Annotated in this window: 16 protein-coding genes; 13 read left to right on the plus strand and 3 right to left on the minus strand. The window is 60.6% G+C overall.

The annotated features are described in order from the left end of the window. The first annotated feature begins 68 nt into the window (after positions 1 to 68). The 6 genes from OIS50_RS15020 (at position 69) to OIS50_RS15045 (ending at position 3,621) form a co-directional block, all read left to right on the plus strand. Positions 69 to 536, plus strand: a complete 468-nt coding sequence (locus tag OIS50_RS15020) for a DUF6970 domain-containing protein (RefSeq protein WP_264691453.1) — start codon at positions 69 to 71, stop codon at positions 534 to 536. Between the two features lie 65 nt (positions 537 to 601). Beyond that, the gene (locus tag OIS50_RS15025) at positions 602 to 961 is read left to right on the plus strand and encodes a four helix bundle protein (RefSeq protein ID WP_264691454.1); all 360 of its coding nucleotides are present in this window, start codon (positions 602 to 604) and stop codon (positions 959 to 961) included. Between the two features lie 42 nt (positions 962 to 1,003). Beyond that, a complete protein-coding gene (locus OIS50_RS15030; RefSeq protein ID WP_264691455.1) occupies positions 1,004 to 1,483 on the plus strand; it encodes a DinB family protein in 480 nt (159 codons plus the stop codon). A gap of 93 nt (positions 1,484 to 1,576) precedes the next feature. After that, positions 1,577 to 2,203 (plus strand): thioredoxin family protein, encoded by a 627-nt coding sequence (locus OIS50_RS15035; protein WP_264691456.1) that lies wholly within the window; start codon positions 1,577 to 1,579, stop codon positions 2,201 to 2,203. Positions 2,204 to 2,279: 76 nt separating this feature from the next. Continuing rightward, positions 2,280 to 2,870, plus strand: coding sequence for a nitroreductase family protein (locus OIS50_RS15040; protein WP_264691457.1), 591 nt, complete (start codon positions 2,280 to 2,282; stop codon positions 2,868 to 2,870). Positions 2,871 to 2,910: 40 nt separating this feature from the next. Beyond that, a complete protein-coding gene (locus OIS50_RS15045; RefSeq protein WP_264691458.1) occupies positions 2,911 to 3,621 on the plus strand; it encodes a pirin family protein in 711 nt (236 codons plus the stop codon). Positions 3,622 to 3,697: 76 nt separating this feature from the next. Here the strand turns inward: OIS50_RS15045 and OIS50_RS15050 are convergent, their stop codons facing one another. Both OIS50_RS15050 and OIS50_RS15055 read right to left on the minus strand, forming a co-directional pair. Then, on the minus strand, positions 3,698 to 4,513 hold the full coding sequence (locus OIS50_RS15050) for a DUF4382 domain-containing protein (protein ID WP_264691459.1): 816 nt from the start codon (positions 4,511 to 4,513) through the stop codon (positions 3,698 to 3,700). Positions 4,514 to 4,734: 221 nt separating this feature from the next. Continuing rightward, positions 4,735 to 7,869 carry an AsmA family protein gene (locus OIS50_RS15055; RefSeq protein WP_264691460.1) on the minus strand — a complete coding sequence of 1,045 codons (3,135 nt, stop codon included), beginning with the start codon at positions 7,867 to 7,869 and terminating at the stop codon, positions 4,735 to 4,737. 221 nt (positions 7,870 to 8,090) lie between these two features. Here OIS50_RS15055 and OIS50_RS15060 point away from each other — a divergent pair, with 221 nt between their 5' ends. Both OIS50_RS15060 and OIS50_RS15065 read left to right on the plus strand, forming a co-directional pair. Further along, a complete protein-coding gene (locus OIS50_RS15060; protein ID WP_264691461.1) occupies positions 8,091 to 9,092 on the plus strand; it encodes a PorP/SprF family type IX secretion system membrane protein in 1,002 nt (333 codons plus the stop codon). Between the two features lie 71 nt (positions 9,093 to 9,163). Then, complete coding sequence (locus OIS50_RS15065; RefSeq protein WP_264691462.1) at positions 9,164 to 10,438, plus strand: SUMF1/EgtB/PvdO family nonheme iron enzyme; 1,275 nt, start codon at positions 9,164 to 9,166, stop codon at positions 10,436 to 10,438. 71 nt (positions 10,439 to 10,509) lie between these two features. Here the strand turns inward: OIS50_RS15065 and OIS50_RS15070 are convergent, their stop codons facing one another. Further along, entirely contained in the window at positions 10,510 to 11,205 is a 696-nt protein-coding gene (locus OIS50_RS15070; RefSeq protein ID WP_264691463.1) for a ComF family protein, read from the minus strand. Positions 11,206 to 11,331: 126 nt separating this feature from the next. Between OIS50_RS15070 and OIS50_RS15075 the strand changes: the two genes are divergently transcribed. From OIS50_RS15075 to OIS50_RS15095, 5 genes are all read left to right on the plus strand, one after another. Beyond that, positions 11,332 to 11,712: a carboxymuconolactone decarboxylase family protein gene (locus OIS50_RS15075; protein WP_059071658.1), complete on the plus strand. Its 381-nt coding sequence runs from the start codon at positions 11,332 to 11,334 to the stop codon at positions 11,710 to 11,712. Positions 11,713 to 11,714: 2 nt separating this feature from the next. Continuing rightward, the gene (locus OIS50_RS15080) at positions 11,715 to 12,074 is read left to right on the plus strand and encodes a hypothetical protein (protein WP_264691464.1); all 360 of its coding nucleotides are present in this window, start codon (positions 11,715 to 11,717) and stop codon (positions 12,072 to 12,074) included. 88 nt (positions 12,075 to 12,162) lie between these two features. Next, complete coding sequence (locus OIS50_RS15085) at positions 12,163 to 12,927, plus strand: exodeoxyribonuclease III (RefSeq protein ID WP_264691465.1); 765 nt, start codon at positions 12,163 to 12,165, stop codon at positions 12,925 to 12,927. Positions 12,928 to 13,137: 210 nt separating this feature from the next. After that, complete coding sequence (locus OIS50_RS15090; protein WP_264691466.1) at positions 13,138 to 16,560, plus strand: DUF4175 family protein; 3,423 nt, start codon at positions 13,138 to 13,140, stop codon at positions 16,558 to 16,560. A 40-nt stretch (positions 16,561 to 16,600) separates the two neighbouring features. Further along, entirely contained in the window at positions 16,601 to 17,029 is a 429-nt protein-coding gene (locus tag OIS50_RS15095; RefSeq protein ID WP_264691467.1) for an ATP-binding protein, read from the plus strand. Positions 17,030 to 17,031 lie beyond the last annotated feature (2 nt).

Here is a 17,031-nt window from a genome sequence, read left to right on the forward strand (position 1 = left end):
AAGTACGTAAGCCCGTCTGGCAACGCCGGGGCAAGTTGTAGATTTGCCGCCTTCCCTCGAAAAAGCCTATGCGCTGTATTGCTGCTTTTGCCCTAGGTGCCGTGCTGCTGAGCGGCTCGTGCGCCCGCCGCGTCGACCTGACCACGCCCACCGATACCTCGGAGCCCAGGGCCACGGGCAACGCCTCGACGCCCGCACCTACTACCACGCCAACCACCATTCCCGTGCCCGACGGCGGTCAGATTCCCTTCGACAAGCGCAACCGCCCCACGTGGCTGGACAACAAAATCAGCAAGTACCTGGCAGCCAAGCCCGAGAACCCGCCCATCCGCATCCTGAGCTACCAGTACAACGGCCAGACGGTGTACTACGAATCGGCACCCTGCTGCGACCAGTTTACCACGCTCTACGATGCCAAAGGCAACGTTTTGTGCAGCCCCGATGGCGGCATTACCGGCCGCGGCGACGGCCGCTGCCCCGATTTTGAGAAGACCCGCACCAACGAACAATTGGTGTGGCAGGACCCGAGGAAGTAGTTGGTAGTTAGTACAGGGTATTTGGTGCCGAGTACTCAGTACTAACTACCCAGTACCAGACCCCCATGCACGACTTCCGGAAGCTGCGCGTGTGGCAGGAGGCTATTGAACTGGTAGTGCAGGTATACGCGGCCACACGGCAATTTCCGCCGGAAGAGAGGTTCAACCTCAGCAGTCAGCTAACCCGCGCCGCCGTTTCTATTCCGTCGAACATAGCCGAAGGTGCTGGCCGGATACCAAACGGGGAATTCGTGCATTTCCTGGGCATTGCCAGCGGCTCCTGCTCCGAAGTGCCTACGCAACTCATCATTGCTCAACGCTTAAACTACCTCACCTCCCAACAATACAACGTAATGGAGCAACGCCTGAATGCCATTCAGCGCATGACGGCTACGCTAATCAAGAACCTGCGTAATCAGCAGTGAAGCGCCGTCTTACTACTGAATACCTAGTACCACCTACTGACAATGATTAACACGATCGAAAAGCTCGGCGCCTACAACGTGTGGGCCAATGGCAAACTGCTCAGCCACCTCGATGGCATTGTAGCCAACGGCCAACCGCTACCCGAGCGCGCCCTTCGCCTGTTTAGCCACGTACTGAACGCCCAGGCCATTTGGCTGGCCCGCCTTACCGGCACCCAAAGCCCCGTGAAGGTGTGGCAGGAGCACGATTTGCAAGGCCTGCACAAGCTGCACCAGCAAACCTCGCCCTCGCTGCACCAATACATGCAGGATGCCGACGATGCCGAGATGACGCGCATGATCAGCTACGCCAACTCGCTGGGCAACGCCTACGACAGCCAGGTGTCGGATATCCTGACGCACGTGTGTGTGCACGCCAACTACCACCGCGCGCAAGTAGCTACCGATTTGCGCCAGAACGGGTTAGAGCCCATCAACACCGATTTTATTACCTATTGCCGCGAGCTGGCCGGCCAGGCCTAAGCCGCGTAACCTAGGGGGCCGCTCCCTGCGTTTCAAAACCCTTCCGCCCAGGAAGGGTTTTTTATTGCTCCTTCACCCTATCAGCCCAAAACCATGTCGGAAAATAGCACTGCCTCGGCGCCGGTGCTGGCGCCCGAGCGCCTCGCCAACGCCTATACCTACGAATCGTACCGCCAACTCATCGACGATTTGCTGGCCCAAGGCCGCACCACGGGCCCCAACCAATCGGGGGACTTGCTGAAGTATGCCCGCCTGAACGAGCAGCGCATGTCGCGCATCGACAAAACGGTGGTGGTGCAGCCCGAGCTGCAGGCCGAGCTCGACCGGCTGCAGGGCCGCTACGTGTGGCTGGTGCTAACCGAAGGCTGGTGCGGCGACGCCGCCCAGATTGTGCCCGTGTTCGAGGCCGTGGTGCGCGCCAGCCACCAGAAGCTGAAATCGGCCTACTTGCTACGCGACGAAAACCTGGACCTGATGGACCGCTACCTCACCAACGGCGGGCGTTCCATCCCGAAGCTCATTGTGCTGCAAGGCGATACGCTTACCGAAGTGGCCACCTGGGGCCCGCGCCCGGCCCCGGCGCAGGAAATGTTTCAGCGCCTGAAAGAGCAGCAGCTGCCCTTCGAGGAATTTGCCACGCAGTTGCACGGCTGGTACGCCAAAGACCGCACCCAAAGCACCCAGCAGGAGTTGCGGGCCCTGCTGCAGCAGCTGGCTTAGCTGCCTCACTAAGCCCGTGCCCATGCCACCTAGGCGGGGCCGTGGCTGTACTCTCCTTCCGATTCACGCCGAGCTTATGTCCGTAAAACACGCCCAAACCAAGTACCCGGTAGCCGATTTCATTAAGCACCGCTGGAGCGCCCGTTCGTTTTCCAACCAACCCATCGACGACGAAACCCTGCGCACCTTGTTTGAGGCCGCGGCGTGGGCGCCCAGCGCCATGAACGAGCAGCCCTGGCGCTTTGTGTACGCGCACCGCGAGCAAACCGAGGCGTTTCAGAAACTGTGGAGCTGCTTGCTGCCCGGCAACCAGCCGTGGGCCAAAAACGCGGCCGTGCTGGTGCTGGTGCTGGCGCACAAAGCCTTTGCCCAGAACGGCCAGCTCAACCGCCACTACCTGCACGATACGGGCATGGCCACCGCCAACTTGCTGCTGCAAGCCGGCGAGCTGGGCATCCATGGGCACCCCATGGGCGGGTTCGATGTGGCCCAAACGCGCGAGGCGTATCAGCTGCCCGACGAGCTGGAGCCCGTAACCGTGCTGGCCCTAGGGTATGCCGGGCCGGCCGAGCAATTGGAGGAGCCGTTCCGCTCGCGCGAGCTGGCCGCCCGCAGCCGCAAACCCTTGGAGGAGTTTGTGTTCGAAAACAATCTGCCCAGGTCCTGATTTCTGCTGATACTTTCCACCCCTCATCTGTTCTGCCCCGATGAAAACCCAACGCTTTGCCGCCGCCGAGCGCGGCCTGAAAGACATAGGTTGGCTGCAAAGCAACTTCACCTTCAGCTTTAGCTCCTACGCCAACCCCGTGCGGGCCGGCTTCGGGCTGTTGCGCGTGTTCAACGACGACTTCGTGAAGCCCGGCAACGGCTTCGGCATTCACCCGCACCAGAACATGGAAATCATTTCGGTGATGCTGGCCGGCCGCATGAACCACCTCGACAACCTAGGGTACAAAGAAGTGGTGGAGCAGGATTGGGTGCAGATTATGAGCGCCGGCGCGGGCCTGCGCCACGAGGAGCACAACGTGGGCGACGACGAGGTGAACTTCCTGCAAATCTGGATCGAGCCCAAGCTGCAGAACATCAGCCCGCGCTACCAGCGGCGGCAGTTTCCGCGCGAGCAGCGCCGCAACCGGCTGACCACCATCGTCTCGAACGAAGAGGGCCAGGCGCATTGCTGGATCAACCAGAACGCCAAGCTGAGCCTGGGTTACTTTGACGCCGGCCAAGCCCTCACGTACTCGCTCAACCCGCTGAATAAGTGCTTGTTCTTGTTCGTGATTGAGGGAGAACTGCGCGTAGCCGGCGAGCCGCTGCCCAAACGCGAGGCCCTAGGTATTTGGGAGACGGACAGCCTCGCCATCGAGTGCACCACCGAAAGCCAGTTCTTGCTCATCGAGGTACCCGTAAACCACTGAGCTCCGCTTCAGAAACAACAAAAGCCCGTCCGGCAATGGTACCGGACGGGCTTTTGGCATTGGCAAGCAGCCGCCACTACTGCACCGCGATGGTGCCCAGGTCGGTGGTAGCGTTATTGGTTACGGTTACGCCAGTGCGCGTTACTTCTTTGTAAGCGGCCTGGCCGCTGGGGGCCGTGGTGGTCGGGAACAGCTTCACGGTGTAGGTGCCGGCCGGCAAGCTCATTAGCTGGAAGCTACCCGTGGCATCGGCTTGGGTGCTGAACGTATCGGGCACCGTGATGCTCTGGCGAATGGCCAGTACCTGCGGCAGGGCCGCCGAAGGCGAAGCCGTGCCGCGCAGCATGCCGTTCAGGTTTTGGGCTACTACCCGAATCACGGGCTTCAGCAGGTAGCGGTCGGAGCCGGTGCCGCGCTCCACAATGGATTTGGCCACGTCGAAATCGAGGAGCAGCTGGTAGGTTTCGCGCTCCTTCAGGTTCACGTTCTGCAGCTTCAGCTTCACGCCCGAGGTTTGGCCGCTCGGGGTTTTCAGGGCGAAGGTGCCGGTGCGGGTGGTTACGGTGTTGTTCGGGCCGAGAACCAGGCGAATTTCCTTGATGTCGCCGGGCTCGAAGTCGGTATCCACGAGCAGCGCCGATTTGCCGTTCACGTAGTCGAGGATGTTGATGCTTTGCGCCGTGAAGGGCAGGTTCTGCCAGCCGTCGGGGTTGCCTTCGTCTTTGAGGTGCACCTCAATCTGGCGCAAATCGAGGTTCACGGCCCGGAAGTCGCCGGGGGCGTCGGTCATGCGAATCTGCAATTTGGCCGACTTCGAATCGTTGTCTTTGCCGCAGCCACCTAGGGCCAGGGCGCCCATCAGGGCCAGCGGAGCGAGGAATGATTTTTTCATTGGTGGAGAAAAAGGAGGCAGAGAAAAGTGCAAGCGGGCCTAATACGAGCGAAGTTTAGAAAGGGTACACAGCTTGAAATATACTATTTCGGCTATAAACAACCCTGTCGTCACCGATGCTGGTTACAAGTTACCCGCAAAAAGTTCACAGCCATAATCGGACCAAAACAAACCGGCCCGCCGATGCTGATCGGCGGGCCGGTACCTAGGAACATTGCAACTTAGTTGCGCCCCGCGGTGGTGGTATCGGTTTTGGTGGGAGCAGGTTGCGGCGCTTCGGTGGGCGGCGCCGCCTCAGTGGGCGCGGTAGGCGCCGGCTGGGTGGGCTGTGCCGGCTTCTTGCGGCGGTTCAGCAGGTTGTCGAGGCCTTGGGTGGCTTTGGCTTTCAGCTTGGCTTCGGCTTCGAGGCGTTTCTTCTCCACCTCTTGCTGTGCTTTGGCCTGCAGCTCCAGCTGCTTGCGCTCCAGCTCGCGGCGGGCGCTGTCCTGGGCTACCTGGGCCTTGGCGGCCAGCTTCAGCTTGGCATCGTCTACCTTGCTCTGCACCACGCTTTGCACCAGGTTCTTGGCCAGGTCTTTGGCCTGAGCTTTGGCGCCGGCAGTGGTCAGGCGCACCTCGGGGTTAGCCATGGTGCCGCCAATGCGCAGGCCCATGGTTACGCGCTCGGTGCCTTTGATGTCCTGCACGCCCGTGAGCTGCGTAAGCTTGGCGTTCAGTTGGTTGCCGATTTTGCCGGTGGGCACATCCAGCGCCATTACGTACTCGAGGTTGCCCGCCACGTTCGAGGATCCGCCCACGGTAGTCTTGATCTGGCCAACCGTGAAATCAAACGGCTTCACGATGAAGTTGCCGTTGAGCATTTCAGCGGCCACGTCTTTGTTTTCCACCACAAAGCGCTTCAGCTCCTGCAGCTGCGTGAGGTTGCTGACTTTGGCCAGCGCCGGCGAGCTGCCCACGGCGGCGCGCACCACCTCAAACAAGCCTTTGCCGGTGAGCGTGCTGTACACGGGCATCATATCCTGGCCCATTTCGCCGCTCACGTTGAAGTTGGTGGAGAAGACGCCCTCTACCTGCGAGGCCAGCGGCAGCAGCACCTTCACGGAGTTGAAGGCCCGGAAGGCGTTCTGAAAATCGAGGTTCTTGATGTTCAGGCCCAGCGAAAAGCGCGGGTGCTGCAGGTTTTTGCTGCTGTAGCTGCCGGTGGTGGCAAACGCCCCACCCAGGGTGTTGAAGGTTAGCCCGTTCAGGTTTACCGTTTCGTCGTTCACGGCCACGGTGCCCTTCACGTTGTCGAGCTTCAGGTTGTCGTATACCACCTGGCCCACGTTGGCATTCAGCTTCAGATCGAAGAACTTCGGAATTTCGAGCACGCCCTGGGCCGCAGCCGGCGCCGCCTGGCCTTTGGCGGCCGCCGTAGCCGGGGCGGTAGGCTTGCCGCTTACCTCATCCACCATCCACTCGTTCACGTTGAAGCGGCGCGAGTTCACGGTGAGGTTGCCGCGCAGCGGCTGACCGGGCGTGAACAGGTAGCCCATGTAGTTGCTGATGGTACCCGAGGCCACAATGTCCGACGAGCCGACGAAGCCCGTCATGTTCTGCAGCACAATGTTGGCGTTGTTGAACGTGGCCGTGGCTTGACTAATGCGCAGGCCCTGCGGCAAATCGGTGCTCTTGTAGGTTACGTTTTGGGCCTGCACCGTGCCCGAGGCCACAATGTTCTGGTAGCGTTCGGCCTCGATATCGGCCATACTGCCTTTGGCGGCCACGTTGCCGTTGAGGCGGCCCGTAACCGTCATGCCCTCGAGCGGAAAGATTTTGGTGAGCTTCGTCAGGTCGACCACGCCGCGTACGTTGGCGTCGAACACGGGCTTATCGATGTTCTGGGCGGCTAGGCGGCCCTCCAGCGGTTCGCCATCGAGCAGCATCCGGAACTGCGGAATGTCGATGCGGGTGTCGTTTACCTGGCCGGTAGTGTTCACCACGGTGCCGTTCAGCGTCAGGTTCTGGATGGGGGCCGGAAATTGCTTGGCCTTCACGTAGCCATTGCTGAGGCGCAGGGCGGCCTGCGTTACCGGCATCTGGGTTTTGGAGTAGGTACCCTTGGCCGTAGCATCCACAAACAGCAACCCGCGCAGCACCATATCGGGCACGGGGTACACCTTGGTGGCTTCGGCCAGATCGATGTTGGCTTTCACGCGGCCATCCACCTTCATGGGCTCCAGGCCGTCAATGGTCACGTTGCCGTCGACGGGGTTCTTACCTAGGTCGAGGTGGAAGCGTTTCACGTTCACCTTCAGGTTGTTGGTGAAGCCCGAGGGGTTATCCAGCTGCATATCGACGTTGATGTTGCGGGCAGCTTCGGGCAACTCGGGGTAGTGGAACATGCCGTTTGTTACCTGCAGGTTCACGCCGTAACCAGGCATGCGTACATCGTTCTGCACGCCTTTGAAGTAGCCATCAAAGGCCACCTTACCGGTGGTTTCGATCTTGTCAAAATCCTTCGTGAAGGTGCCCGGCACCAGGCTCAGGATGTTCTTAAAGTCGGTTTCGAGCGCCTTAAAGGTGAGGTCGTAGGTGATGTCGGTTTCGTTGGGCAAGCCAATAGCACCCTGAAAGCTGAACGGGAAGTCGTTGAGCCGCACCTGGTTGTCCTTGAAGGTGAACAGCATGCGGCCTAGGTCCATGCCCATGGTTACGTCGGCCGTGAGCTGCTTTTGCTCCAGGTACGTGGTGCCGTCGTAGCTCATCGTCAGGGCCTCGGCCGTGGTTTGCGACTTCATATCGAACACGTTCTCGGCAAAATCGCCCGAGCCCGAGTGGTCGATGCCGCGCAGCTGCATGGCAAACGGCAGGCTCTCGTCGAGGTAGCGCAGGCGGCCGTCGGCAATTTTCCAGCCCTTAATCGTGAGCTTAACGGCGGCCGTATCCTTGCCCTGCTCGGCCAAGGCCGAGTCCGGAATAACGATATCCCAGTTGGCGCGGCCGCTTTTCAGCACGTGCACGTTGATGTCGGGCTGCTCTACGTTCACCTGGTTGATCTTGATCTGGTCGCCGCCGATTACGCTCATCAGATCGAGCCCAATGTCGAGGCGCGGCAGGTAAGCCAAGGTGTCGCGCGCAAACGAGTCCTGCCCGATGATGCGCAGCTGCTCCACGCTCAGTGCCATGTCGGGGAAAGTGCGCAACAGGCTCACGCTCACGTTTTCGGGCTGGTACTCTACCCGCGCCGCAAGCTTTTGGGCGAGTTGTTTGTCGAGGGCGGCTTTTAGCTTATCCTTGAACAGCACCGGCGCCAGCGCAAGGGCGGCTACCAGCACCACCAAGAAAATCAGCAAGCCCAGAAAAAATTTACGCATGGGTATAGTATTGATGGCGAAGCCGAAACACCTAGGGCAAATGTCCGGCCAGCTTGGGTGGCAATAGAAAGATGGGCGAATTTGCAATTTTAGTTCCGGGGCCCCGCACCCGTGCACCAAACGCAGCCGTTCCGCCGTTAGTACCGCCACTTATGCGCGCCACCCACGCCTTGCTACGCTTGCTTTGCCGCCCTAGGTCTGCCAGGGGCGAGGGGCTCGTTGTGGCATTGGCAGTGGCAGGCGCCCTAGGTGCCGCGCACGTGGCGCAAGCCCAGGACGTGTACTACTCGCAACCCTACGCCACGCGGCTGCACCTGAACCCGGCGTTTACGGGTTTGCTCGATGATTTCAGCGCCACGCTGGCCTACCGCAACCAGTACCCCACGCTCATCGGCACGCTGCAAAGCAGCCAGCTCGCCGCCGATTACCGCTTCCGCGACCAGCGCAGCGCCTTGGGTTTGCTGGTGAACGCCGACAGGGGAGGGGGGCTGAACTTAACGCGGCTGGAGGCGGGCTTTACCTACGCCTACCGTACGCGCCTGGCCCAGGACGTGTACGCCAGCGCCGGGGCCCATGCCGCCTACGGTTCGCAGCGCATCGACTACGGCAACCTGATTTTCGGCGACCAGCTCGATGCCGACGGCAACGCCACCGGCCCCACAGCCGAGCCCGTGGAGCTGTACGACCCCAAACGGTACCTGACCCTAGGTGTGGGCGGCCTGCTTTACACCAGCCAGGCATGGCTGGGCGTGGCGGCCCACCACCTCAACCAGCCGCTTATCGGCTATGCCTCAGATGCTAAGCTACACATGCGCTTAGCAGCCCACGGCGGATACAAATACTATTTCGTGCGCCGCAACGTTAAGCAGAAGTACCGCGAGGTCAGCCTTTCGCCTACGGCCGCCTACACCTACCAGGGCGGTTCGCAGCGCGCCGAAGTTGGCCTGTACGGTACCACCACGCCGCTTACCCTGGGGGTGCTGTGGCGGGGTGCGGTGCCCGGCCCCGGCAAGGCACAGCAGAGCTTGGTAACACTTGTTGGCTTGGCATGGAACGGCTTTCGGTTCGGTTACAGTTACGACGTGAGCCTCAGCCGTTTCAGCCGCGAAGTAGGCGGCGCGCACGAGCTCACATTGTGTTTAGAAAAGATTGACTTGATTGAAGCCGCGAAGCGTCGGCTCAGGCGCAAAAATTACGCCTCTCCCCCTTGTCCGAGCTTCTGAAAACTCGTAGTATTGCGTTCAGTTTGCCTATCTCAAGCCTTTTTCGCTCAAGGAGTTCCACGTAAACAAGTATGAATTTTTCCAAGTACCTGCGTTTAGCTGTCGTTGGCGCGTGCGCCCTGTCGGCTTGCAAAAGCGGTCCGCCTTCGGCTCAGAAGCCCGGTAAGTACTCGTCCACCACGGGCATTGAGTACAACACCGAGGAGGGCATGAAGGTAGCTGACTATCAAGGCATCCCCGAGGGCCCCGGCCTGGTGTTCATCGAAGGCGGCCGTACGGTTCTGGGTTCGGGCGAGGAAGACGTGGCCATGACCCACGACAACCTCGAGCGCACCGTAACCGTGGCCTCGTTCTACATGGACGAAGCCGAAGTAGCCAACATCCACTGGCTCGAATACCTGCACTACGTTCGCAAAGACTCGTCGGAGGAGGTTTACCAGAAGGCGCTGCCCGACACCACCGTGTGGGCCCGCGACCTGTCGTTTAACGACCCCTACGTTGACTACTACCTGCGTTACCCCGGCTTCCGCTACTTCCCGGTAGTGGGCGTAAGCTGGCTGCAGGCCAACGACTACTGCACCTGGCGTACGGCTAAGGTGAACGAAAACCTGGCCGGCATTTCCGACGAGGGCAGCGAAGAAGCTCCCAAGAAAAAGAAAGGCGGCCTGTTCGGTAAGAAGAACAAAGGCGGCGATGCTGCTGCCGACGGCGCCGAAGGCACCACCGACGAGGATGGCAAGGTGAAAATCTCGATCGAGAACGGTAACACGCTCCCGAACTACCGCCTGCCCACCGAAGCCGAATGGGAATACGCTGCTCAGGCTATGATCGGCACCCAGGAAACCGGCAATGAAAACCAGGAGAACAAGCGCGTTTACCCCTGGGATGGTCGCCAGATGCGTAACCCCTACGGCAAGAAGATGGGCCAGTTCCTGGCTAACTTCAAGCGTGGCCGCGGTGACTATGCTGGTATTGCCGGTTCGCTCAACGACGGCGCTATGATCACGGAGTACATCTACAACTACCCGCCCAACGACTACGGCCTGTACAACATGGCTGGCAACGTGAACGAGTGGGTACAGGACGTGTACCGCCCGCTGTCGTTCGAAGACATGGAAGACCTGAACCCCTTCCGTCGTAATGGCGTGCTCGACGAATCGGAGAAGTACGACAAGAAAGGCTACCAGTCGCTGATCGACGACCACGTGCGCGTGTACAAAGGCGGCTCGTGGAAGGACGTAGCTTACTGGCTCTCGCCCGGTACGCGTCGCTTCATGGCCGAAGACTCGGCTACGGCCAGCATCGGCTTCCGCTGCGCCATGATCAACCCTGGCTCGAACAAGTAAGCCACCTAGGGTTGCCCTACTTACAAACGGCCCGGACTCTTGCAGTCCGGGCCGTTTTGCGTTTTACCTACCTAGGCGCAGGCAATGGTGACAATGCTCACGCGAGCCGCGCCGGCTTGCAGCAGCTTCTGCGCGCAAGCCTCTAGGGTGGCACCGGTGGTCAGCACGTCATCAACTACCAGCACGTGCTTGCCCGCAACCGCGGCGGGCTCGGCCACCTCAAACACGTTGGCCACGTTCTCCCAACGCTCGGCGCGGGTTTTCTTGGTTTGGGTAGCCGTGTAACTATTGCGCCGCAGCACCTGCGCCGACCACGGCACCTGCAGAGTGGCGGCCAAGCCCTCGGCAAACGCATCGGCCTGGTTGTAGCCGCGCTTGGCCAGCTTGCGCCGGTGCAGCGGCACGGGCACGATCAGGTCTATTACGCCTAGGCTGCTGCCAGAGGCTAGCTCTTGCCCGTACATCTTGCCCAGCGCCACGCCTACTTCAGCTTGCCCACGGTACTTTAGTTGATGCAGCAAGTGCTGCACGCGGCCCCGGCGCAGAAAACGCAAGTAGCTAAGCACGTGCTCGACGGGCACGCGGCCCCAGAAGCGCGGCGCCAGCGGGTTATCGGCAGGGGCGAGGAGGTGATAATCGGTGTAGGGCAGCGCGGTGCGGCACGGGGTGCAGATGTGCTGCTCGCCCCGGCTCAGGGCTTGCTCGCAGGCCAGGCAAGTGCGCGGGAAGATCAGCGAAACGAAGTCGGATAGGGCAGTGCGCAGCATAGGCAACGGCAATAGCTAACGGCTACTTGCATACGTGCCCGGGTGCCGGCCGTTGAAACCTAGGGCGCAAGCAGGCGGTTGTGGTTACTTTCGTGCTTTCACTTAGCCTTACACTTACCGAAGCCCATGAGCCTCGTTACCGAATTCAACGACTACCGCCAGCGCATGAACGAAAAGATCATGGCGGCGGATAACAAAGTCATTAAGCGCTTCTTCAACCTCGATACCAATACCTACCAAGCCGGCGCCCTCGATGTGCGCACGAAGGAAATGCTGGGCCTGGCCTGCTCCATGGTGCTGCGCTGCGACGACTGCATCAAGTACCACCTGGGCAAGTGCTACGAGGAAGGCATCAACGACTCGGAGATTTACGAGGTGTTTGCCATTGCCAACCTCATCGGGGGCAGCATCGTGATTCCGCACTTCCGCCGCGCCGTGGAGTACTGGGAAGCCCTGAAGGAAGAAACCGCTACGCCGGCCGCGCCCCACGCCGAGCACAGCGCCTAGGTATGCTGAACCCCCAGGAAACCGAGGCCCAGTTTGAGCAGCGCTGGTGGGAGCTGATGACCGAGCTGCGCCAGCGCTTCGGCAAGAAGCCCGACCTGAATGCCCTGCTGCTGCTTATTGGCGTGCAGGAGCTAGGGCAGGGGGCAGGCCCGTTCTCGAAAGAGCAGAAGCAGGACCTGATGCACATTGCCACCTGCAAGCTGTTCAGCCTATCGGGCTACTACGAGCTGGAGCGCGTGGACGAAGACGGCTGGCCGCACTACCGCCTGGCCAAACCCGTCCCCTTCGCCAACCTGAAAGAGCAGGAGCGCATGCTCAAGTGGCACATTCTGGAGTACTTCGCGCAGCAAGACAATGAGTAGGTGAGCGGATGAGTAAGTGAGTGGATGTACGTACTGACCATCTACTCATCCGCTCATCCACTCACCTACTCATCTACCCATTTATCCCTTGAAAATCATCTCCTACAACGTCAACGGCCTGCGCTCGGCCCTCAGCAAAGGCCTGCTCGACTGGGTGCAGGAAGCCAACCCCGATGTGCTTTGCCTGCAGGAAATCAAGGCCGGGCGCGAGGCGTTGGATGTGGCCGGTTTCGAGGCTATGGGTTACCACGCTTACCTGTGCCCCGCCCAAAAACCGGGCTACAGCGGCGTGGCCACGTTCAGCAAGCAGGTGCCTAGGTCGGTAACGATGGGCTGCGGCCGCGAGCTGTACGACCACGAGGGCCGCGTGTTGCGCCTCGATTTCGACGACGTATCGGTGCTGAACGTGTACATGCCCTCGGGCACCAGCGGCCCCGAGCGCCAGCAGTTTAAGCTCGATTGGCTGGCGTGGTTTGCCACCTACGTGAAGGCGCTGCGCCACACGGTGCCGCCACTGGTTATTGCCGGCGACTTCAACTGCTGCCCCACGCCCATCGACCTGCACAACCCCAAGGCCAACCAAAACAGCCCCGGCTACACGCCCGAAGAGCGCGCGTGGTTTGCTGCGTTTCTGGCCGATGGCTACACCGATTCGTTCCGGCATCACCACCCCGAAACCCCGCACCAGTACTCGTGGTGGAGCTACCGGGCGGGCAGCCGCTCGCGCAACGTGGGCTGGCGCCTCGATTACCTGCTGGCCGACAACGCTCTGCAACCCCGGCTGGCCGCGGCGGGTCTGTTACCCGATGCCGTGCACTCCGACCACTGCCCGGCTTACGTGGAACTGACGTAGGGGCGCGTCGCACGCGCCCAGATTCGGGAACGGTTTGCCCGTGCGCCGCTGCCCTAGGTGTCCGGTGCCGCAGCCGACCTAGGGGCCAACTATCAGGAAGCGGGCACCTGCCACTTTTTCAGACGGGCGGTGGTTAGTAGCTCAACGGCGCGGTATTGCTCGGCCTGCTGAGCGGTTTCGTCGTATCTTCCTGTACTCTGCCGTTCACCTGTGTCGAAAGGTTCTGCCATGCCGGCAACGCAATACGTTTCCTCTTCATCCGCGCCTGCCGGTTGGCAAGCCGTACGTCAGCACCTAGAGGGTTTCAAACGCAAGTTTTACCTCAGTTTGCTGGTGCGCGGGGTGCTGGTAGCCGGCGGGCTGCTGCTCACGCTGTTTGTTGTCTTCAACCTGCTCGAGTACTTCCTGTACCTGCCCACGTGGGTGCGGGGCGGGCTGCTGTTCGGGTTTTTGGGGCTAACGGTTTGGGCGTTTGTGCACTGGATTTGGCAGCCGCTGGCCGCCCTTACCAACCTGCGCCGCCTGCTCTCCGACGAGCAAGCCGCCCAGCGCGTGGGCCAGTTGTTTCCGGAGGTGCAAGACCGCCTGCTGAACGCTCTGCAGCTGCAAGGCCAGGCCCGCGACAACGCCCTGATTGCCGCCAGCCTCGAGCAACGCGCCGGCCAGCTGCAAGGCATCGACTTTGCCGGCCGCATCCGCATCAAGGAAGAAACCCGCCCGCTGTGGAAGTACGCCGCCGTGCCGGCCCTGGTAGCCGCCGGTTTGCTACTGGTGTGGCCCAGCCTGTTTGTGCAGGGCACCGAGCGCATTTTCCACTACAACCGGGCGTACTCGCGCCCCATGCCGTTCAGGTTTGTGCTCGGCAACAAGCCGCTGCAAACCTTCAAAAACGAGGACTTCAAGCTGGAGGTAACCGTAGAGGGCGACGTGATGCCCAACGAAGTAAGCGTGCTGTACGACGGCCGCGAACGACGCCTCACCAAAGTAGGCCCCGGCCGGTTTGCCTTCACCTTTCAGCAGCCGCAGCGCAGCACCGAGTTTCAGCTGGCTGCCGCAGGCTTCACTTCCGACGATTACCAGCTGCGGGTGCTGGAGCGCCCTACACTGCGCGAATTTGCCGTGCGCGCCGAGTACCCCGGGTACCTGCGCCGCGCCGCCGAAACCCTGCCCAACGACGGCAACCTAACCGTACCCGAAGGCACCCGCCTCACTTGGCAGTTCAATACCGCTGCTACCGAGCAGGTAAAGCTGGAATTCCTGGAGCCCTCGGAAATTGTAACGGCCCAGGCGGCCGCCGATGACCGCTTCACCGTTACGCGCCAGGCCCTGCGCAGCCAGCCCTACCGCGTGCAGCTGCGCAACGCCATCAGCCCGCAGCGCGACCCCATTGAGTACCAGCTTACCGTAGTGCCCGACCAAGCACCTAGCATCACGGTAGAGGCCTTTGCTGACACTGCCACGCGCCGCTACCTGGCCCTGGCCGGCACCCTGCGCGACGACTACGGCCTGACGCGCCTAGCGCTGCATTACCGCGTGGGCACGGCCCAACGCCCCGGCCAGTGGCGCACGGCACCTATTGCCTTGGCCAACAACGGCCCGGCCCAAACCTACACCCACCAATGGGACCTAGCCCCGCTACGCCTGAAGGCCGGCGACCAGCTGGAGTACGCCGTGGAGGTATGGGACAACGACGGCCTGCGCGGCCCCAAGAGCGCCCGCACACGGCCAATTACCTACCGCCTGCCTTCGCGGGCCGAGCTGCGCGAGCAGCTGAATGCCGCGTCTTCTTCGATGCAAAACAAGATGACCAGCGCGCAGGAGCAGAGCAAAAAGCTGCAACGCGAGCTGGCCAAAGCCGAGCAAAAGCTGAAAACCAAGCGCGAGCTGAGTTACTCCGACCGCAAGGAGATGCAACAGCTCCTGCAGCAAAAGCAGCAGATGGATCAGCAGCTCTCGGAGATGAAGCAGATGTTTGAGCAGCTGCAGCAAAAGCAGGAGCAGATGGACCCGCGCAGCCAGCAGCTCGCCGAAAAAGCCCAGGAGCTGCAAAAGCTGATGGACTCGATGATGGACGAGCAGACCAAAAAGCTGTACGAGGAGCTGCAGAAGCTGCTGCAACAGCAGAAAGCACCCGAAGGCGAAATCCAGAAGCTGCTCGAAAAGCTCGAGAACAAGGAAGAAACGCTGCAGAAAGAGCTGGAGCGCGCCATGGACCTGTTCAAGCAATTGCAGCTCGAGCAGAAGATGGAAAGCACCACCGAGCAGCTCGAGAAGCTGGCCGAGCAGGAGCAGAAGCTAGCCGAGCAAACCCAAAAAGCTGCCGACAAGCCCAACGACCAGCGCAAGCAGGAAAACGAGCAGCTAAAGCAACAGCAGCAAGAGGCTCAAAAGGCGTTCGAGGAGGTGAAGAAAGAGCTGCAGGAACTCCAGAAAATGGATCAGCAGCTCGACAACCAGAACAACCTCGACCCGATGCAGCAGCAGCAACAGGAAACCGAGCAGCAAATGCAGGATAGCCAGGAGCAGCTGCAGCGCAACCAGAATCAGAAAGCCAGCCAAAGCCAGCAACAAGCCGCCCAAAACATGAAGGAAATGGCGCAGAAGATGCGCCAGCAGATGGAAGAGGAAGAGTCGGATCAGCAGCAGGAAAACATCGACCACCTGCGCGACATCCTCGAAAACCTACTCAAGCTTTCCTTCGACCAGGAAAACCTGATGAAGCAGTTCCGGCAGGTCGATCAGTCGGACCCTAGGTTTGTGCAGCTCAGCCAGCAGCAGCGCAAGCTCCGCGACGATGCCGTGGTGGTGCAGGACTCACTCGATGCCCTGGCCAAGCGCGTGTTCCAGATTCAGAGCTTCGTAACGCGCGAGGTGGCGGAGATGAACGGCCAGATGGACCAGGCCATGGAGCAGCTGCGCCAGCGCAACCTAGGCCGCGCCACCAGCGCGCAACAGCTGGCCATGACCTCGATGAACAACCTGGCCCTGATGCTGAACGATGCCCTGAAGCAAATGCAGGAGCAGCAGCGCCAGGCCCAGCAAAACCAATCGGGCAGCGGCAGCCGCGGCAAAAAGAAAAAAAGCGGCCAGCAAAACCCCGGTGCCGGCCAAATGGGCAAGCTGCAGCAGCAGCTCAACCAGCAGATTCAGCAGCTGCAGCAAAGCGGCAAAAGCGGCCGGCAATTGTCGGAAGAGCTGGCCAAAATGGCGGCCCAGCAGCAGATGCTACGCGAGGCACTGCAGCAGCTCGAAAAAATGCAGCAGCAAGTCAAAGACGGCAAAAACGGCCAGCAGAAAGGCAACGACGGGCAGGGCGGCCTAGGGGATTTGAAAAAGATGATGGAACAAACCGAGGAAGACCTCGTAAACAAACGGTTGACGGAGCAAACCGTTATGCGCCAGCGTCAGATCCTGAGCCGTTTGCTGGAGGCCGAGAAATCGGCCCGCGAGCGGGACCTCGACAACAAGCGCGAAGCCGAGACGGCACGGACGGTGCCGCCCGGTTTTCCGCCCGCTTTCGAGAAATATCGTCGGGAACGTAACCGTCAGACGGAGTTGCTACGTACGGTACCGCCGGCCCTCACTCCATATTATCAGCGGGAGGTGAGCGAGTATTTTCAGAAAATGAAATAGCGCTGCCTATTTTTACGCCCGTTGCCCCTTTCTCCACACCATGAAGCAGGTTAAAATCCAGATTCCTTCCCTCGTCGAGAACATCCGCGTGGTGGAAAGTTTCATCGACAACTCGAAGGAAACGTTTCACATTGAGGACGACATTTACGGCAACATCATGGTGGCCGTAACGGAGGCCGTGAACAACGCCATTCGCCACGGCAATAAGTTCGATAAGGACAAAAACGTGTTGCTGTGCCTTTCGGTCGACGAAGGCCAGGTGAAGTTCGAAATCGAAGACCAGGGCACCGGCTTCGACTACGACAACCTGCTCGACCCGACGGCCCCCGAGAACTTAGAAAATCCCGGTGGGCGCGGTATCTTCCTGATTCGCCACTTGGCCGATGAAGTGGAGTTTACCAAGGACGGCCGCAAAGTGGAACTCACGTTCTTCCTGCCGACTTCGGGCAACGGCCACGCCACCGCCTAAAC

This window comes from Hymenobacter sp. YIM 151858-1, from assembly GCF_025979705.1.
Lineage (GTDB): Bacteria > Bacteroidota > Bacteroidia > Cytophagales > Hymenobacteraceae > Solirubrum.

Excerpts from the sequence above, each read along its gene's own strand:
- OIS50_RS15075 (WP_059071658.1), top strand. The coding sequence starts at position 11,332 with ATGAGCCTCGTTACCGAATTCAACGACTACCGCCAGCGCATGAACGAA.
- OIS50_RS15040 (WP_264691457.1), top strand. The coding sequence starts at position 2,280 with ATGTCCGTAAAACACGCCCAAACCAAGTACCCGGTAGCCGATTTCATT.
- OIS50_RS15025 (WP_264691454.1), top strand. The coding sequence starts at position 602 with ATGCACGACTTCCGGAAGCTGCGCGTGTGGCAGGAGGCTATTGAACTG.
- OIS50_RS15095 (WP_264691467.1), top strand. The coding sequence starts at position 16,601 with ATGAAGCAGGTTAAAATCCAGATTCCTTCCCTCGTCGAGAACATCCGC.
- OIS50_RS15020 (WP_264691453.1), top strand. The coding sequence starts at position 69 with ATGCGCTGTATTGCTGCTTTTGCCCTAGGTGCCGTGCTGCTGAGCGGC.
- OIS50_RS15070 (WP_264691463.1), bottom strand. The coding sequence starts at position 11,205 with ATGCTGCGCACTGCCCTATCCGACTTCGTTTCGCTGATCTTCCCGCGC.
- OIS50_RS15045 (WP_264691458.1), top strand. The coding sequence starts at position 2,911 with ATGAAAACCCAACGCTTTGCCGCCGCCGAGCGCGGCCTGAAAGACATA.
- OIS50_RS15035 (WP_264691456.1), top strand. The coding sequence starts at position 1,577 with ATGTCGGAAAATAGCACTGCCTCGGCGCCGGTGCTGGCGCCCGAGCGC.
- OIS50_RS15030 (WP_264691455.1), top strand. The coding sequence starts at position 1,004 with ATGATTAACACGATCGAAAAGCTCGGCGCCTACAACGTGTGGGCCAAT.
- OIS50_RS15055 (WP_264691460.1), bottom strand. The coding sequence starts at position 7,869 with ATGCGTAAATTTTTTCTGGGCTTGCTGATTTTCTTGGTGGTGCTGGTA.
- OIS50_RS15080 (WP_264691464.1), top strand. The coding sequence starts at position 11,715 with ATGCTGAACCCCCAGGAAACCGAGGCCCAGTTTGAGCAGCGCTGGTGG.
- OIS50_RS15050 (WP_264691459.1), bottom strand. The coding sequence starts at position 4,513 with ATGAAAAAATCATTCCTCGCTCCGCTGGCCCTGATGGGCGCCCTGGCC.
- OIS50_RS15065 (WP_264691462.1), top strand. The coding sequence starts at position 9,164 with ATGAATTTTTCCAAGTACCTGCGTTTAGCTGTCGTTGGCGCGTGCGCC.